The sequence below is a fragment of the Microbacterium sp. 67-17 genome, assembly GCF_001898325.1.
GTDB classification, from domain to species: Bacteria; Actinomycetota; Actinomycetes; order Actinomycetales; family Microbacteriaceae; genus Microbacterium; species Microbacterium schleiferi.
In genome coordinates, this window is the sequence record NZ_MKTR01000013.1 from 34274 (window position 1) to 51614 (window position 17341).

Sequence of the window (17341 nt, forward strand, 5' to 3'; positions counted from 1 at the left end):
AGGCTGAACGCATGCGTCAGAACCCGAGCTTCGCCATGACCGACGTCGGCGAGTTGCGGCGGGTCGTCGAACACAACCCGTGGGCGACACTCGTCAGTTCGACGGATGACGGTCTCGTTGCCTCCCACTACGCGGTCCTCTTGGATGACACCAGGGACGACCTCACCGTCGTCGGTCATGTCGGCAAGCCCGATGACCTGATCCTGGGGCTCGGAGAACGGGAGCTCCTCATCGTGTTCCAGGGTCCGCACGGCTACATATCGCCCAGCTGGTACGGTGACCGGCCGAGCGTCCCGACCTGGAACTTCGTGACAGTCCACCTGCGGGGCGTGCCGGAGCTTCTGTCGACGGAGGAGAACCTGCGCGTGTTGGATCGTTTGGTTTCGCGTTTCGAGAGCCCGATGCCCGAGCCTCGGATGCTGTGGGAGCGTCCGAACGACGCGGATTTCGTCGAGCGACTTGAGCGCGGCACCGTCGGCTTTCGCCTCACACCGACATCGGTGACGACCAAGCGCAAGCTCAGTCAGAATCGTCCCGTCGAGCTCGTCGATCACGTCATCCGTGAGCTCGAGAGCGACGGCCCGCATCACAATCCGCTGCTTGCCGCGGAGATGCGCCGCGCGAACGACGCTCGCGCATGAGTGCCGTCGACGCAACGGTGTCGACCATTGTCGGCGTGCAGATCACAGGACCGGGAAGCGAGCTCTTGCCCGTCGACGGCGCGTATGACGTCTTCATCGAGGGTGGCCGCATCAGTGATCTTGCCCCCGCCGGCGCTGTTCGTCCGGTCGGCGAGGTGCTACAGGCAGATGGTGCCTGGCTCATCCCGGGGCTGTGGGATCACCACGTGCACACGGTGTCCGCCGCTCTCACCCGACAGCGTGAGCCGCTCGGTGCTGCCGAATCAGCGCTTCATGCCGCTCACATCATGGCGGGCGCCCCGCTCCTCGGTCGCGGCATCCGTGTGGGTGCCGGCTTTCGGGATGCCTTCTGGCCTGACGAACCGACGCTCGAGATGCTGGATGCGGCGACCGGCGCCGTCCCCGCGTATCTGATCAACGCGGACCTGCACAGCGTGTGGCTGAACTCCGCTGCCTTCGCGCGCGAGGAGATCACGCCTCCTGACGCATCGGGGATGCTCCGGGAGGAGCCGGCGTTTGAGATCACTCGGCGGCTGGCGGCCGCGAGCCCCGATGATGCCGACGAGGCAGTGGCCGACCTCGCACGACACGCCGCATCCCGTGGGGTCGTCGGGATCGTCGACCTCGACATGGCCTGGAATGCGGATGCCTGGTCACGCCGCGTCGCTACGGGCTTCGACACGCTGCGCGTCGAGTTCGGTACCTACCCGTCGCATCTGAGCCGACTCATCGAGACGGGATGGCAGAGCGGTGACCGGCTGAGCGAGCTGATCACGGTCGGGCCGCTGAAGGTCATCACTGACGGGTCGCTGGGAACGCGGACCGCCGCGTGCTCGCATCCGTATCCGGATGACCCCCACAATCACGGCGTTCTGACGATCCCGCCCGCTGAACTGGTCGCACTCATGACGGATGCCGCGGCCCACGGCATTTCATGCGCGATTCACGCCATCGGTGACCTGGCGAACACCCATGCCCTTGACGCCTTTGCGGTGACGGGCGCGGCCGGAACGATCGAGCACGCGCAGCTGGTTTCAGCCGTCGACATCCCGCGCTTTGCTCGCCTCGGTGTCGGGGCGAGTGTCCAACCGGAGCATGCCCTCGATGATCGCGACCTCTCTGACACGATCTGGTCTGCGCAGATCGCCAGGCCCTACCCCTTCCGCGCGCTGGTAGATGCGGGAGCGAATCTGCTGTTCGGTTCTGATGCGCCGGTGGCGCAGCTCGATCCGTGGGCGGCGATGGCGTCGGCGATCTATCGCACCCGCGACGGGCGGTCACCGTGGCAGGTCGAGCAGGCCGTTGACGCAGGTGTCGCGCTGGCCGCCTCGACACACGGCGGGTCCGCCGCTCCCAGTCGCATCGAACCGGGAGCCGTTGCAGACCTCGTGCTGTGCGGGGAAGACCCGATCACGGCGTCCGAATCGGGACTGCGATCGATGGAGGTCCGCGCGACCCTGCTCGGTGGCCGCGTGACCCATCTGGCCTAGCCCGGTGACGCTCCGCTGCCCTACTGTCGAGGCATGAACTCCGACGCTGCATCCGTTCTTTCCGTTGGAGGCTCGACACCCGCGATCGATGACTCCGCCTTCCTTGCGGCAGGCGCGCGGGTGATTGGCGATGTGCGGCTCGGGCCCGAGTCGAGCGTCTGGTACAACGCAGTTCTGCGTGGTGACAGCGCCTCGATCACGGTCGGCGCCGGATCAAACCTGCAAGACAACGTCTCGGTTCACGTGGATGCCGGCAGCCCCGTGGTCATCGGTGAGAACGTCTCGGTCGGCCACAACGCGGTAGTTCACGGGTGCACGGTTGAGGATGGATGCCTCATCGGGATGGGATCCGTGGTCCTCTCGGGCGCCGTCATCGGTGCCGGGTCGCTCGTGGCCGGGGGAGCACTCGTTCTCGGCGGCACGATCATCCCGCCCGGATCGATGGTCGCCGGCGTCCCCGCGAAGGTGCGCCGAGAGCTGACGGATGAGGAGAAGCTCGGCATCCTGCGCAACGCCGAGGTCTATCGCGAGCACATCGTCACGCACCGCGAGGCCCAGGACGCGCCGGAGTAGTGGGAGTGGGGGAGTAGGGGAGTTCGGCGGGAATCGTCCCCACCGCCACTCCACACGCGGCTGCGCCGCGCGCGGAGCCTCCGGCGGCGTGGGCCCACCCTGCGGGTTCGCTTCCCGCAAAACGCACGATCGCTCTCCCGCACGGCCTGCGGCCGTACGCGAGAGCGATGGAGGGGGCGACGGGAATCGAACCCGCACAACCAGTTTGGAAGACTGGGACTCTACCATTGAGCTACGCCCCCGCAGCGGCCGGAGCCGCAGCATCCGACAGTCTATAGGGCACCGCAGCCCGTGCTCGCACCCGCGGCCCACCGGCGCCTCGCGGAGGTAGGAGAAATCGCCGCGGTAGGACGGATGCCGGGCCAATCGTCCTACCGTGCGAAGAGTTCCTACGTGCGCGACATCGACGGCAGCCGCAACGCTGGCGCGCGCGTCAGCTAGACTTCTGTGGGCCGTCTGTCGCACAGCGCGTGAGATCCCGCCCGGGGCGTAGCTCAGCTTGGTAGAGCGCCCGCTTTGGGAGCGGGAAGTCGCAGGTTCAAATCCTGTCGCCCCGACGTCACGGTCCTACACACCCAGACCTTCGCCGCGTAGCTATGCGGTGCAGCACGAGGAGAACAACACAGGCATGGTCACCAGCACTGTTGAGAAGCTCAGCCCGACCCGCGTCAAGCTGCTGCTCTCGATCACCCCCGAAGAACTCAAGCCGAGCATCGCGCACGCGTACGAGCACATCGCGAAGGATGTCCAGATCCCGGGCTTCCGCAAGGGCAAGGTTCCGGCTCCGATCATCGACCAGCGCATCGGTCGCGGTGCGGTCCTCGAGCACGCCGTCAACGACGGACTCGACCGCTTCTACCGCGAGGCGGTGGAAGCGCAGGAGCTGCGCGTCATCGGTCGCCCGAGCGCCGACATCACCGAGTGGCCCAATGAGAAAGACTTCTCGGGCGAGCTGAAGGTCGAGATCGAGGTCGATGTTCGCCCTGAGGTCACCCTGCCCGCCCTGGACAGTCTGACCGTGGAGATCGAGGCAGTCGAGGTCGATGACGCCGCGGTGGATGCCGAACTCGACAAGCTGCGCGCGCGCTTCGGCACGCTCATCACCGTCGACCGCCCCGCCACGTCCGGTGACTTCGTCGAACTCGACCTCGTCGCCACGATCGACGGTTCCGAGATCGACCGCGCTGAAGGCGTGTCGTACGAGGTCGGTTCGGGCGAGTTGCTCGAAGGCATCGACGAGGCGATCGACTCTCTCACCGCAGGTGAAGACACCACGTTCCGTTCGAAGCTCGTCGGCGGCGACCACGCCGGTGAAGAGGCTGAGGTTGCGGTCACCGTGACCAGCGTCAAGGAGCGCGAGCTGCCCGAGGCAGACGACGACTTCGCGCAGATCGCGAGCGAGTTCGACACCATCGCTGAGCTCCGCGAGAGCCTGCGTTCCTCGGCTTCGCAGCAGTCGGGCCTGCAGCAGACCTCGGCGGCGCGCGACAAGCTCGTCGACATGCTGATCGAGCAGGTCGAGATCCCCGTGCCGGCCGGCCTCATCGAGGACGAGGTCCACCAGCACCTGGAGGGTGAAGGTCGCCTCGAAGACGATGAGCACCGTGCCGAGGTCACGGAGGCATCCGAGAAGCAGTTCCGCACCCAGATGATCCTCGACAAGCTCACCGAGACCTACGACGTCAAGGTGTCGCAGGATGAGCTCACGCAGTATCTGATCCAGTCGGCTGCTCAGTACGGCATGTCGCCGCAGGACTTTGTCAACGCGATCCAGCAGGGCAACCAGCTGCCCGCGATGGTCGGTGAGGTCGCCCGCAGCAAGGCGCTCGTTCACGCCCTGCGCGATGTGAAGATCGTCGACACGACCGGCGCTGCTGTCGACCTGTCAGCCCACCTCATCCTCGCCGAAGACGAGGCTGAGGCTGAGGAAGAGGTCGTCGAGGAGGCGCAGGACATCGCGGATGCCGCAGCCGACGCCGACGAGATCATCGAGGCCGAAGAGAAGCCGGCGCCGAAGAAGCGCGCACCGCGCAAGTCTGCCAAGACCGACGCGGAGTAGGACCAGAAGGTTCCGAGGGGCGGATGCTGCAGCAGGCAGCATCCGCCCCTCGTCGTAGCAAGGGGTAGATGGTGCAGACCTGGAATGAGCGGGTGGCTGCCGTGTGGGCTGATGACTCCCTCACCGACGACGAGCGAATTGTGCTTATCGATGCGATCGCAGCGGAGCGGGCCGAGGACGACGCGATCGCGCTGTTTGAACGCGCCGGCGCACGGGATGCGGCCGGGCTGGAGCGCGATGCCGAGCCGCTGTATCGCGCGGCGATCGCCGCTGGACTCCCTGAACCCCACCGCGTGCAAGCGGTGATCCAGCTGGACAGCACTCTTCGCAACCTGGGTCATACTGACGAGTCGGTCGGTCTGCTCCAGGCCGAGTACGAGCGCGATCCGGACAGCGACCTGAGGGACGAGGTGGCCGCGTTCTATGCCCTCGCACTCGTTTCGGCGGGTCAGCCGGATGCCGCGGCATCCGTCGCGTTGACGGCCCTCGCACCGCACTTAGCCCGCTATCGTCGCTCGGTCGAGGCATACGCGCGCGAGCTCGCCGCGCGGCACGATCTGCCCACGGCGAACACGAGCGGGTCACCCGAACCCCGCCGGTAGATTCGATGTCACGCAACGAACACAGGAGCACACATGGCTGAACCACTGGTCGCGACGAGCGTCTTCGACAGGCTGCTGAGAGACCGCATCATCTGGCTGGGGTCGGAGGTGCGCGACGAGAACGCGAACGAGATCTGCGCGAAGATCCTGCTTCTTGCTGCTGAGGACTCGCAGAAGGACATCTACCTGTACATCAACTCGCCCGGTGGCTCGATCACGGCGGGTATGGCGATCTACGACACGATGCAGTTCGTGCCCAACGACATCGTCACCGTCGGTATCGGCATGGCGGCCTCGATGGGCCAGCTGCTGCTGACCAGCGGGACCAAGGGCAAGCGCTACATCACGCCGAACGCGCGTGTGCTGCTGCACCAGCCGCACGGTGGTTTCGGTGGAACCGCAAGCGACATCCAGACGCAGGCGCAGCTGATCACCTCGATGAAGAACCGTCTCGCCGAGATCACCGCCGCGCAGACCGGAAAGTCCGTCGAGCAGATCAACGAGGACGGCGACCGCGACCGCTGGTTCACCGCCGACGAGGCGCTCGAGTACGGCTTCGTCGACCACATTCGTGAGCACGCTGCCGATGTTTCAGGCGGCGGCGGAACCGACACGAAGTAACCAGCGGCGCGAGCGAAGAAGAGAGTAAACGCATGAACACCCCGAACCTCCGCCTCCCGCAGGCCTCGCCCTCGGCGCTGCAGATGCCCAGCAGTCGCTACGTCCTCCCGCAGTTCGAGGAACGCACCGCCTACGGCTACAAGCGTCAGGATCCCTACAACAAGCTCTTCGAGGACCGCGTCATCTTCCTGGGTGTCCAGGTGGACGACGCCTCGGCAGACGACGTCATGGCGCAGCTACTGGTGCTCGAGTCGCAGGATCCCGATCGCGACATCATCATGTACATCAACTCGCCCGGTGGATCCTTCACCGCGATGACGGCGATCTACGACACGATGCAGTACGTATCGCCCCAGATTCAGACCGTCGTGCTCGGCCAGGCGGCTTCGGCTGCTGCCGTGCTGCTGGCTGCCGGGGCACCCGGCAAGCGTCTTGCGCTGCCGAACGCCCGCATCCTGATCCACCAGCCCGCCATGGGCGAGGCCGGTCACGGGCAGGCGTCGGACATCGAGATCCAGGCTGCGGAGATCCTCCGTATGCGCACGTGGCTGGAGGAGACGCTCGCGAAGCACTCCCACCGCACCGCCGCCGAGGTCAACCGCGACATCGACCGCGACAAGATCCTTTCTGCGGAAGAGGCAGTGACCTACGGATTGGTCGACCAGGTGCTTACGACGCGCAAGCGTCAGCCCGCGTTGCCCGCGAAGTAAGACCAGAAACCGGGCCCCGGCATCCGTCACACGACACGGATGCCGGGGCCCGGCGCTGTCGGCACGAGCTGCGCGCAATCCCACCGGATGTCGCCGGCCTCGGTTAGGCTCGGACCACAGCCGCCCGGAACGAGGAGGACCCCTGATGGCACGCATCGGTGAGAGCGCTGATCTGTTCAAGTGCTCTTTCTGCGGTAAGAGCCAGAAGCAGGTGCAGCAACTCATCGCCGGACCCGGCGTGTACATCTGCGACGAGTGCGTCGAACTCTGCAACGAGATCATCGAAGAGCGCATGGCAGAGTCTGGTGACGGTGTTGTCGCCGATTTCGACCTTCCCAAGCCCCGCGAGATCTTTGCGTTTCTCGAGGAGTACGTCGTCGGCCAGGAGCCTGCCAAGCGGGCGCTGTCGGTTGCCGTCTACAACCACTACAAGCGTGTTCGTGCGCACTCGACGTTGCAGCCCGCCGAGCAGCGTGCTGAAGACATCGAGATCGCGAAGAGCAACATCCTGCTTCTCGGACCCACGGGATGCGGAAAGACCTACCTCGCCCAGACACTTGCCAAGCGCTTGAATGTGCCGTTCGCGGTTGCTGATGCGACGGCACTGACCGAGGCCGGCTACGTCGGTGAGGACGTCGAGAACATCCTCCTGAAGCTCCTGCAGGCGGCCGACTTCGACACCAAGCGCGCCGAAACCGGCATCATCTACATCGACGAGGTCGACAAGATCGCCCGCAAGGCCGAGAACCCCTCGATCACGCGGGATGTCTCGGGCGAGGGTGTGCAGCAGGCCCTGCTGAAGATTCTTGAGGGAACGGTTGCTTCGGTGCCGCCGCAGGGCGGTCGCAAGCATCCGCACCAGGAGTTCATCCAGATCGACACGACGAACGTGTTGTTCATCGTGGCTGGTGCCTTCGCTGGACTGGAAGACATCATCTCGTCGCGCGTTGGAAAGCACGGGGTGGGCTTCGGGGCGCCCCTTCACAACAAGGGCGACGACCTCAGCCTCTTCAGCGAGGTTCAGCCCGAGGATCTGCACAAGTTCGGCCTGATCCCCGAGTTCATCGGGCGTCTTCCTGTTGTCGCATCCGTGTCGCCGCTTGACCGCGAAGCCCTCATCGAGATCCTCACCGCTCCGAAGAACGCGCTGGTCAAGCAGTATCAGCGGATGTTCGAGATCGACGGGGTCGACTTGGAGTTCGACGACGAGGCGCTCGTTGCTATCGCCGATCTCGCGGTGGCCCGCAAGACCGGGGCCCGCGGCCTGCGCGCGATTCTCGAAGACGTGCTGGGGCCGATCATGTTCGAGATCCCCTCGGCCGAGAACGTCGACAAGGTGATCGTGACAAGGGCTGCGGTTGAGGACGGCGCAGCCCCGACGCTTGTGCTGCGGCAGGCCCGCAAATCCGCCTGAGCGGGCGGCTACGTCCAGCCGCGGAGGGATGTCGGAGCCCCCGAGTAGCGTCGCGGCGTGACGCGATTCATCTACGACACCGCAACCAGCTTCACCGGCTTCATCGCCGACTCCGACCACTCCTTGCAGTGGCTCTTCGACGTTCCAGGCGGCACGGAGCCCGATCCGGAGCTCCTACCGCCCACTGATGCGCTGATCGTCGAGGGCTCATCGACGTACGAGTGGCTCCTGCGCGAGTCTGATCTCGTCGATCACCCCGAGAAGTGGCAGGAGCTGTTCGGCGCTCGGCGCACGTTCGTCTTCACGACCAGGAACCTTCCCGTGCCGCAGGGTGCAGACGTAACCTTTCTGTCGGGACCCGTGTCGGCCGTGTTGAGTGAGATCCGCGAGGCGGCCGAAGAGTCAGACGTCTGGATCGTAGGCGGCGGAGACCTTGCCGCGCAGTTCTACGACGCCGGTGCGCTCGACGAGATCGCGATATCGATCGCGCCCGTCGCGCTGACCAGCGGCGCGCCGCTGTTTCCGCGTCGCGTTGAGTCTGATCGGCTCCGTCTCGTCGAGGCGCGTCAGGTCGGTCAGTTCGCGCGGCTGCGGTTTCTCGTCACACCCTCGTAGGCCTTTGGGGTGTTCACCGCGTGAGATCTAGCCATCGAGGCCTCGGCGACGTAGCAGGGGAGCGATCTCCGCATCCCGGCCCCGGAAGTCTCGGTACGCATCAAGCGGATCCTTCGACCCGCCGACGCCGAGGAGCCGCTCACGGAATCGGTCGCCGTTTGCCCGAGTGAGGCCGCCGCTCTCACGGAACCACTCGACGGTGTCGGCATCCAGGACTTCGCTCCAGATGTACGAGTAGTAGCCCGCGCTGTAGCCACCCGAGAAGATGTGGGCGAAGTACGTGGATGAGTACCGCGTCGGGACTGCGGGGTTATCGAGTCCGATCTCGGCGAGGGCGGATGCTTCGAACGCTGCGACATCACGGTCGCTGGCTGCGTCGGCTGCCGAGAGCGAGTGCCACGCCTGATCGAGCCAGGATGCCGCGAGGTACTCGCTCGTCGCGAACCCCTGGTTGAAGCTCTCAGAGGCACTCAGGCGCTCCACAACGTGGGCCGGAAGCGGCTCATCGGTCTCGATATGACGCGCATAGGCCGCAAGGATCTCGGGCCAGAAGATCCACATCTCGTTGACCTGGCTCGGGAACTCCACGAAATCGCGGAACACGTTCGTGCCCGCGAAGTGCGGGTACGTGACGGTCGCGAACAGGCCGTGCAGCGCGTGGCCGAACTCGTGGAAGAAGGTCGTCACCTCATCGAGGGTCAGCAGCGTGGGAGTTCCGGTCGCGGGCTTCACGACGTTGAGATTGTTCACCACGACCGGTGCAGTGCCGCGCAGCCGCGACTGGGACACGATGGAGTTCATCCAGGCGCCGCCCCGCTTGGTGTCGCGGGTGTACAGATCGAGCAGGTAGAGCCCGAGTGCAGAACCATCGGCGTTGAAGACCTCGAAGACCCGCACGTCGGGGTGGTAGCCCGGAAGATCGGGGCGCTCGGTGAAGGTGATGCCGTAGAGCTCCGTGGCTGCGCGAAACACGCCGTCGCGGAGCACGCGTTCAGCCTCGAACCAGGGGCGGAGCGCCGCGGCGTCGATGTCATACTCGGCAGCGCGGACCTTCTCGGCGAAGTAGGCCCAGTCGTGCGCCTCGATTGTGAACGGCTCGGGTTCGGCATCCGCCATCGCTTGAAGGGCCGCCTGCTCGGTGCGCGCGTTTCGGGCTGCGGGCGCGGAGAGGCGGAAGAGCAGCTCACGGACAGCTTCAGGGTTTCCCGCCGTTTCATCCGACGTGACGTAGTCCGCGTGCGAGCGGTAGCCCAGAAGCTCGGCGCGCTCGGCGCGCAGCCGCACGATCTCGCGCAAGACGGGACGGTTGTCGTTGGCGTTGTCACGGGTGCCGCGCGCGCGGGATGCCGCCATGATGCGTGCCCGCGCGTCACGGTTGCGCAGCGATCCCAGATAGGGATGTCCGGTGAACAGGGTGAGTGAGATCAGCCAGCCGCTGGCGATGCCGCGATCGGCAGCGGCGCGCGCGGCGGCCGAGATCTCACCCTCCGTGAGTCCATCGAGCTCGGTGACGTCGTCGAACACGACGGCGAGATCGTTCGTGTCGTTGAGGAGGTTCTTCTCGAAGGTTGTGGTGAGCGTTGAGAGGCGGCCGTTGATCTCGGTGAGGCGCGCTTTCTGGGCTTCGTCGAGGCCGGCTCCCGCGTGGGTCATCTCGCGGTAGTGGCGCTCAACCAGATAGCGATCCTCGGGCGTGAGACTGAGGTCATCCAGGTGGGAATGCACGCTCGCGATGCGTCGATAGAGCTCAGCGTTCAACTGCACAGCATCCGTGTGCGCTGCCATCAAGGGCGCCAGCGCTTCTTCGATCTCTTGGATCTCTGGCGTCGCGTCAGCGGAGGACACCGTGTAGAACGCCGATGCGACATCGTGGAGAAGCTCGCCGCTGCGCTCGAGGGGCACCAGCGTGTTCTCGAAAGTCGGCGCCGCGGCGACGGTGGTGATCGCGTCGATCTCACGTCGATGCGCGGCGAAGGCCTCGGTGAACGCCGGCAGGTAGTGCTCCGGTCGGATGGCCCGGTAGTCCGGGAGCCGGTAGGGGAGCGGGCTTGCGGCAAGAAGAGGATTCGACACGTCGACGTCGGTCATGGACCCAACCTATCTCGTCGCATCAGTACCGCAAACCAAAGTTTGCAAAACGAAGCTTGCAAAGAAACCTTTGTGGATCTACCGTAGGAGTGTGAACAGGTCGCCAGAGGACTCGGGTGAAGTGCCCCCGCGCATCGGTGAGGCGCGTGAGCTGGATGTCGGCGCGCTACGCGCGCTTGCGCACCCCCTACGCGTCGAGATCTACGACATCCTCAGCCAGTTCGGTCCGCAGACGGCAAGTTCGCTGGCGGAGCAGCTGGGGGAGTCTTCAGGGGCGACGAGTTATCACCTGCGCGCCCTCGCCAAGCACGACCTCATTCGCGAGATTCCTGATCGAGGCACGGGGCGCGAGCGCTGGTGGGAACGCCCCAAGGGGGCGGTGTCGATGACTGGCCAGACCGCTGTCAGAAGTCCTGCTGGTCGAGCAGCCAGCCAGGTTGTGATCAGCGAGTTCTATCGACGTCGCAACAGGCAGCTCGAGGAGTTCATCGCGCGACAGATCCGCAAGGACCCCGACGAGTGGACGGCGATGCTCAGCACCGCCACCGTTCGACTGACGGATGCCCAGTTCGAGGAGCTCGGCCATGAACTCGAGGCGGTCATCGACTCGTATGTCGCGCGCTATCGGGAGCAGCAGGGTGAGGGAGTGCGGCCCTTCACCATTCGAACCGACGTGTTCCCCCTGACAGACCCGGAGTAATCATGACCACCATCAGCACCGCGGCCCCCGGCCGCTGCGATCAGCCGCAGCCGAGTGCGCTCGACCGGGCGGCGCTGGTCATCTTGCGAGCACTCGAGCGAGACATCGAAGCGCGGGTCCGACGGCGTGCATTGACCCGTCCGATCCGGCACGCGACGCAGAGCGTGTACGCCGAGCGGCGCGCGGATGCCTGCGCCGGCGGCCAGGTCGGCATCCTGCCGCGATGACTGTCGCGCCGACCCCTGTCCGGCGTCAGCCTCCGCTCGGTCGGGACTTCGGCAAGCTCTGGACTGCTGCAGCATTCAGTAACCTCGCCGACGGCGTGGGGCGCACGGCGGTGCCTCTCATCGCGACGACGCTGACGCGAGACCCGGTCGCCATTGCCGCGGTGGGCGCGCTGGCCTTCGTTCCCTGGCTGTTCTTCGGGCTCCCGGCGGGCATGATCGTCGACCAGTTCGATCGACGCCGGGTCATGGCCTCGGCGAACGTGCTGCGCGGCGGCGTCGCGGTTGCACTTGCCGCTCTGACCGCGACCGGCCAGCTCCAGCTGTGGCACCTGTTGGTCGCGACTGTGGTGTTCGGCATTGGAGAGACTCTGTTTGACAATGCGACGAACGCCGTGATCCCCTCGCTGGTCGGTAGGCCGGGGCTGGACCGCGCGAACAGCCGCATCCAGGCTGCGCAGATCACCATCGACAGTTTCGTCGCCCAGCCCATCGCGGGTGTCTTGTTCGCGATCTCGCTCGTGCTCCCGCTCTGGGTCGGCTCGGCGGGGTATCTGATCCCGATCGTCTTGGCGTTGATGCTGCCGCTCTCCGCTGCCCACGCGCTTCGCGGGTCGGCCGCAGATGCAGCATTTGCGACCGACGAGGTGGCGGTGCCGGGTGAGCGGCTTCCTGCCTCCGACACCCCGCGGGTCTCGACCAAGGATGCAGCGCTGTACCTCTGGCGCCACCGCTACCTGCGCGCTCTCGTGGTGTTCACCTCGATCCTCGGCGGCGCATTCTCCTTCGCGCAGGCGCCGACGATTCTCTACTTCCTCGAGACCCAAGGTGTGGCGCCTGCGGCGATCGGCTTCGTCACCGCAGGAATCGGAGCCGGCGCGCTGCTGGGCTCACTGGTCGCTCCCGCACTTGTGCGCCGATTCGGTCGCGGCGCCGTCATGCTGGGTGCGAATCTCGGTGCAGGGGTGTGTCTGGCACTCGTGGGGATCGCCCCCGAAGTCGTCAGTGCGATCGTCGCCTACGCGGGAATGGCGTTCGCGGTGTCGCTGTGGAACGTCCCCTGGGGAGCGCTGCGGCAGATGATCATTCCCGGCGACATTTTCGGGCGGGTGCTCGGGATCATTCGGAGTGTCACGTGGGGGCTGTTTCCGATCGCCACGATGCTCGGCGGTCTGGTCGCGCGCGTGGACCTTCGCCTCCCGTACGTCATCGCCGCAGCCGTGACGATCATCGCTGCCCTCGCCGCTGCGCGACTTCTTCTGGCAGCCAGCCGGGTGTCACCGCACGAGGAGTGATCTCAGTCAGGAGAACTCGTCGTCGGGATCGTGGTGCACGACCGCCTCGCCGTCGGCGCCGAGAGTCACGATCACGCCGGTGTCCAGTTCCGCGATCGGTCGACCCTCGAGCCACGTGAGCGTCCAGCGCGGCGTCGGTTCCTGAGCGAGCTGCCCGGCAGAGATCAGGTCTTCGACAGCGGCGATCTGGGCGCGCAGTACCTCGGGTACGGCCTGCGGAGGTTCCGCACCCAGAGGCCAGCGGGTTCCGAGCTGCATGTCAGACCTCTCCGAGTTCGATGGCTGCGACGGTCGTGCTGTCGGCATCCGTGTAGCTGATCGTGTCGATTCGACCCACGGCTTTCAGGTCGCCCTCTGCCGTGCGCAGTCGCTCCACCGTCGCCGCGGGCGCACCGAGCGTGATCGAGGTGACGGGCGTCTTCTGGGAAGCCTTCGCCTCGGTCTTCGCGCGACGGATGCCGATGAGTGCCTCACCGACAGCGGTGAGCACGGCCGGGTCGCCCTCGATGCCGAGCGGCTCGGGCCATGCTGCCGTGTGAATCGAGCCCTCCTCGAACCACGACCAGGCTTCTTCTGCAGCGAAGGAAACGACGGGCGCCAGCAGGCGCAACTGCGTCGACAGTGCGATACGCAGTGCGAGGGCAGCGGATGCCTGGCCGACGTCCGTCTGGTCGTAGGCGCGCTCCTTGACCAGTTCGAGGTAGTCGTCGCAGAACGTCCAGAAGAACGACTCGGTGAGCTCCAGTGCGCGGGCGTGATCGTAGGAATCCAGCGCTGCCGTAGCATCGCGCACGACGCCATCGAGCGTCGCGAGCATCGAAGCGTCCAGCGCATGCGTGATCTGCGCGCCCTCGGGGACCGGGAACGAGAGGACGAACTTCGCGGCGTTGAGGATCTTGATCGCCAGGCGTCGACCGATCTTGATCTGCGTCGGGTTCTGCGGGTCGAACGCGGCATCCGTGCCCAGACGGCTGGATGCCGCCCAGTAGCGCACGGCATCTGAACCGTGCTGTTCCAGGATGTCGGCAGGCGTCACCACGTTGCCCTTGGACTTGGACATCTTCTTACGGTCGGGGTCCACGATGAACCCTGAGATCGCCGCGTCAGTCCACGGCGCGCGGCCGTCTTCGAGCGCGCTGCGCAGCATCGTCGAGAACAGCCAGGTGCGAATGATGTCTTGGCCCTGCGGACGCAGGTCGAAGGGCGCGACGAGATCCCACAGCTCGGGGTCGCGCTCCCAGCCGCCGGCCAGCTGAGGCGTGAGCGACGAGGTGGCCCAGGTGTCGAAGATGTCGCGCTCTCCCTCAAAACCGCCGGGGACGCCGCGCTGAACCTCGGTATATCCCGGGGGAACGTCGGTGGTGGGGTCGACGGGAAGCTGGTCGTGAGTGGGAAGCAGCACGCGGTCGTAGTCGCGCTCACCGTTCTCGTCGAGGCCGTACCAGACCGGGATCGGCACGCCGAAGAACCGCTGGCGCGAGACGAGCCAGTCGCCGGTGAGGCCGCCGACCCAGTTCTCGTATCGCACACGCATGAAGTCCGGATGCCACGACAGCTCCTTGCCGAGGGCAATGAGCTTCTCGCGCAGTGCCTCGTCGCGGGCACCGTTGCGGATGTACCACTGGCGCGTCGAGACGATCTCGAGCGGCCGGTCGCCCTTCTCGAAGAACTTCACTGCGTGCGTGAAGGGCTTGGGTTCGCCGATCAACTCACCCGACTCCTGCAGCAGCTCGACGACGCGCTTCTTGGCGCTGAAGACCGTCTTGCCGGCGAGCTCCGCGTAGGCGGCACGCGCGGCATCCGTCGTCATGACCTCGGGAGCCTCGGCGATGATGCGGCCGTCCATTCCGATGATCGTGCGGTTCGGGAGGTCGAGCTCGCGCCACCAGATGATGTCGGTGACGTCGCCGAAGGTGCAGATCATCGCGATGCCGGAACCCTTGTCGGGCTGGGCGAGCGGATGAGGCAGCACCGGCACTTCGACCCCGAACAGCGGTGTGCGCACGGTCGTTCCAAACGCGGGCTGGTAGCGCTCGTCATCGGGGTGTGCAACCAGCGCGACACACGCGGCAAGCAGTTCGGGACGCGTGGTCTCGATGTGGATGTCGCCGCTGCCGTCGCTCTTGTGGAAGGCGAGACGGTGGTACGCGGCGGGCTGCTCGCGGTCTTCGAGTTCTGCCTGCGCGATCGCGGAGCGGAAGTCGATGTCCCACAGGGTGGGGGCGAGCGACTGGTAGGCCTCGCCGCGCTCGAGGTTGCGCAGGAACGCGAGTTGGCTTGTGCGCATCGTCTCGTCCGAGATCGTGCGGTAGGTCTGGGTCCAGTCGACCGAGAGCCCCAGCATCCGCCACAGGTCTTCGAAGTGCTTCTCGTCTTCGACCGTGAGCTTCTCGCACAGCTCGATGAAGTTGCGGCGGCTGATCGGCACCTGGTCAGCGGCCTTGCTGCTCTTGTTGTCACCACCCTCGTACGGGGGAGTGAAGTCGGCGTCATACGGCAGCGAGGGGTCGCAGCGGACCCCGTAGTAATTCTGCACGCGGCGTTCGGTGGGAAGCCCGTTGTCGTCCCAGCCCATCGGATAGAACACGGTCTTGCCCCGCATCCGTTCGAAGCGCACCTTCACGTCGGTGTGGGTGTAGCTGAACACGTGGCCGATGTGGAGCGACCCGGATGCGGTGGGCGGGGGAGTGTCGACCGAGTAGACCCCAGCTCGACCGACCGCCGCAGCGCGAGCGCGGTCGAAGCCGTACGTGCCGGCATCCGTCCAGGCCGCATCCCACTTCCGCTCGAGACCTTCGAGGGCGGGCTTATCGGGAACTGCGGCCATGGGGTCTCCTTGGGCGATATGTGCGGCACTGTGTGAGCGTGCCTGAGTGTGGGATACGCCTCGATTCTACTGGCCGCGGCGCGGAGAGCACGGGTCCCCAGCGCGCGAGAATTCGCTCCGGCGCCGAGAATCCGCTCGGGCGCCGCACGCCGGGCGCCGGATCGGATTGTCACGGGGCGCGGGCACGGGGCGAGGGCCGCGCCGGGTCAGGGAGACGGATGCCGAGAGCGCCAGCCCTCGCGCGTGATGGCGAACGCCAGATGTGGCATGTCGATGTCGCGGTAGCGCTTGATGAAACGCTCGCGGACCGTCATCCCGAGCCGGATCGCGACGTTCATCGACGCGAGGTTGGTGTCGCGCACGATCGCGTAGATCGCAGGTGCATCGAGGTGCGCGAAGCCCCAGTCGACGCACGCGGATGCCGCCTCTGTCGCGTATCCGTGGCCCCAGAGCTCTCGAAGCAGGTGGTAGCCCACCTCGACGACCTCCGCTGCACCCACGCGCTGGATCGTCAGCCCGCAGTCGCCGATGACCTCGCCGGTCTCGGCATCCGTCAGCGCCCAGAGCCCGAACCCCCGGTCCCGATAGCGGCGGACCTGTCCCTCGATCCAGTCGGCAGTCTCGGCCGGCGAGAACCCGTGTTCGTAGGCGGCCATAGCGACCTCGTCACCCAGAACCCGGTGCAGCGCCGTCGTGTCGTGCGGCATGAGTTCGCGAAGCGACAGGCGTGGCGTCCGAATGCCGTCAAACGTCGCAGTTCCCGCCTCGCTCATTCGAGCACCCGGATGCCGAGAGCTGTCGCGAAGGCGACCGCGTGCTGTTCGGCCTGGCGGATGGCGAGCGTCGCGCCGCTGAGGCCAGCTGGGTCGGTGAACGAGAGGGCCTCGAGACCACGGAGATCGAGGTTGTTGCTGCGTACGCTGCGACAGTCGACCTCGTCGGCGTGGCATCCGGAGAACTGCACGCGATCGAGGGAGGCCTCGGGCAGGTCAAGCGAGCCGAACCGGCAGTCCACGAACCGAACATCGCTGAGCGTCGCGAGAGCGAGGTTCGCGTAGTCGATCCGCAAACCGCGGAACTCGACACTGTCGAGCTCGGCACCGCTGAGTTCGAGGGTCGCAAGCCGGCCACCGTCGATCGTGACGGTGCGCCAGGCGCTGCCCGGTGCGATCAACCGCGTCGCACGGATGCCGCTGATCAGCACATCGCGCAGGGATGCGCCCGTCAGGGTGAAGATATCGAGGTCAGCATCCGGGATGGCGCACTCGGCGATTCGGCTGAAAGATGCGTCCACGTCGCCGTGAAGCGGGGAGAGCCGCGCGCCGAAGAGCTCATCGTGTCCCGTCAGCGTTTCCGCAGGCTCAAGCACCCGCGGCAGGTCAGGGCTGCTGACGCGCGGAGGCAGTGGACCGGTGGATCGAGAGCGAGGCACGAATCCACCCTAGGCGCCGCTAGAATTGAGCAATCAGCACCGATCCGGCT

The 17341-nt window shown here is 66.1% G+C and carries 17 protein-coding genes and 2 tRNA genes; 13 read left to right on the forward strand and 6 right to left on the reverse strand.

The annotated features are described in order from the left end of the window. The first annotated feature begins 11 nt into the window (after positions 1-11). From BGO47_RS05350 to BGO47_RS05360, 3 genes are read left to right on the forward strand one after another with little or no spacing between them, the layout of a single operon-like run. The gene (locus BGO47_RS05350; protein ID WP_292709275.1) at positions 12-641 is read left to right on the forward strand and encodes an FMN-binding negative transcriptional regulator; all 630 of its coding nucleotides are present in this window, start codon (positions 12-14) and stop codon (positions 639-641) included. Then, the gene (locus BGO47_RS05355) at positions 638-2131 is read left to right on the forward strand and encodes an amidohydrolase family protein (RefSeq protein ID WP_292709277.1); all 1494 of its coding nucleotides are present in this window, start codon (positions 638-640) and stop codon (positions 2129-2131) included. The genes BGO47_RS05350 and BGO47_RS05355 overlap by 4 nt, the downstream gene beginning before the upstream one ends. 33 nt (positions 2132-2164) lie before the next feature. After that, positions 2165-2704 carry a gamma carbonic anhydrase family protein gene (locus tag BGO47_RS05360; RefSeq protein WP_292709279.1) on the forward strand — a complete coding sequence of 180 codons (540 nt, stop codon included), beginning with the start codon at positions 2165-2167 and terminating at the stop codon, positions 2702-2704. Positions 2705-2872: 168 nt separating this feature from the next. Here the strand turns inward: BGO47_RS05360 and BGO47_RS05365 are convergent. Then, a tRNA-Gly gene (locus BGO47_RS05365) sits at positions 2873-2946 on the reverse strand. A 241-nt stretch (positions 2947-3187) separates the two neighbouring features. Here BGO47_RS05365 and BGO47_RS05370 point away from each other — a divergent pair. The 7 genes from BGO47_RS05370 (at position 3188) to BGO47_RS05400 (ending at position 8725) form a co-directional block, all read left to right on the forward strand. Next, positions 3188-3261: transfer RNA gene (locus BGO47_RS05370), tRNA-Pro, on the forward strand. Between the two features lie 71 nt (positions 3262-3332). Next, positions 3333-4763: a trigger factor gene (gene tig, locus BGO47_RS05375; RefSeq protein WP_292709281.1), complete on the forward strand. Its 1431-nt coding sequence runs from the start codon at positions 3333-3335 to the stop codon at positions 4761-4763. A 68-nt stretch (positions 4764-4831) separates the two neighbouring features. Then, on the forward strand, positions 4832-5365 hold the full coding sequence (locus BGO47_RS05380) for a tetratricopeptide repeat protein (RefSeq protein ID WP_366246874.1): 534 nt from the start codon (positions 4832-4834) through the stop codon (positions 5363-5365). Between the two features lie 33 nt (positions 5366-5398). Continuing rightward, a complete protein-coding gene (locus tag BGO47_RS05385; RefSeq protein WP_292709283.1) occupies positions 5399-5986 on the forward strand; it encodes an ATP-dependent Clp protease proteolytic subunit in 588 nt (195 codons plus the stop codon). Positions 5987-6018: 32 nt separating this feature from the next. Then, on the forward strand, positions 6019-6696 hold the full coding sequence (locus tag BGO47_RS05390) for an ATP-dependent Clp protease proteolytic subunit (RefSeq protein ID WP_292709285.1): 678 nt from the start codon (positions 6019-6021) through the stop codon (positions 6694-6696). Between the two features lie 145 nt (positions 6697-6841). Then, positions 6842-8110: an ATP-dependent Clp protease ATP-binding subunit ClpX gene (clpX, locus tag BGO47_RS05395; protein ID WP_292709287.1), complete on the forward strand. Its 1269-nt coding sequence runs from the start codon at positions 6842-6844 to the stop codon at positions 8108-8110. A gap of 57 nt (positions 8111-8167) precedes the next feature. Further along, positions 8168-8725 (forward strand): dihydrofolate reductase family protein, encoded by a 558-nt coding sequence (locus BGO47_RS05400; RefSeq protein ID WP_292709289.1) that lies wholly within the window; start codon positions 8168-8170, stop codon positions 8723-8725. A gap of 27 nt (positions 8726-8752) precedes the next feature. Here the strand turns inward: BGO47_RS05400 and BGO47_RS05405 are convergent, their stop codons facing one another. Then, a complete protein-coding gene (locus BGO47_RS05405; RefSeq protein WP_292709291.1) occupies positions 8753-10813 on the reverse strand; it encodes a M3 family metallopeptidase in 2061 nt (686 codons plus the stop codon). Positions 10814-10904: 91 nt separating this feature from the next. Here BGO47_RS05405 and BGO47_RS05410 point away from each other — a divergent pair, with 91 nt between their 5' ends. Genes BGO47_RS05410 through BGO47_RS05420 form a run of 3 tightly spaced genes read left to right on the forward strand, consistent with a single transcriptional unit; the run spans position 10905 to position 13032 of the window. After that, the gene (locus BGO47_RS05410; RefSeq protein WP_292709293.1) at positions 10905-11513 is read left to right on the forward strand and encodes a helix-turn-helix domain-containing protein; all 609 of its coding nucleotides are present in this window, start codon (positions 10905-10907) and stop codon (positions 11511-11513) included. Positions 11514-11515: 2 nt separating this feature from the next. Continuing rightward, positions 11516-11740 (forward strand): hypothetical protein, encoded by a 225-nt coding sequence (locus BGO47_RS05415; RefSeq protein ID WP_292709295.1) that lies wholly within the window; start codon positions 11516-11518, stop codon positions 11738-11740. Further along, a complete protein-coding gene (locus BGO47_RS05420; protein WP_292709297.1) occupies positions 11737-13032 on the forward strand; it encodes an MFS transporter in 1296 nt (431 codons plus the stop codon). Before BGO47_RS05415 ends, BGO47_RS05420 begins: the two co-directional genes overlap by 4 nt. Positions 13033-13038: 6 nt before the next feature. On the opposite strand, the gene BGO47_RS05425 is transcribed toward BGO47_RS05420, so the two are convergent. The 4 genes from BGO47_RS05425 to BGO47_RS05440 all read right to left on the reverse strand — a co-directional run bounded on the left by BGO47_RS05425 (position 13039) and on the right by BGO47_RS05440 (position 17291). After that, positions 13039-13290, reverse strand: a complete 252-nt coding sequence (locus BGO47_RS05425) for a hypothetical protein (protein ID WP_292709299.1) — start codon at positions 13288-13290, stop codon at positions 13039-13041. Position 13291: 1 nt separating this feature from the next. Next, on the reverse strand, positions 13292-15859 hold the full coding sequence (valS, locus tag BGO47_RS05430; RefSeq protein WP_292709301.1) for a valine--tRNA ligase: 2568 nt from the start codon (positions 15857-15859) through the stop codon (positions 13292-13294). Between the two features lie 206 nt (positions 15860-16065). Continuing rightward, positions 16066-16632 (reverse strand): GNAT family N-acetyltransferase, encoded by a 567-nt coding sequence (locus BGO47_RS05435; protein WP_292709303.1) that lies wholly within the window; start codon positions 16630-16632, stop codon positions 16066-16068. Beyond that, entirely contained in the window at positions 16629-17291 is a 663-nt protein-coding gene (locus tag BGO47_RS05440) for a pentapeptide repeat-containing protein (RefSeq protein ID WP_292709305.1), read from the reverse strand. The genes BGO47_RS05435 and BGO47_RS05440 overlap by 4 nt, the downstream gene beginning before the upstream one ends. Positions 17292-17341: the final 50 nt, after the last annotated feature.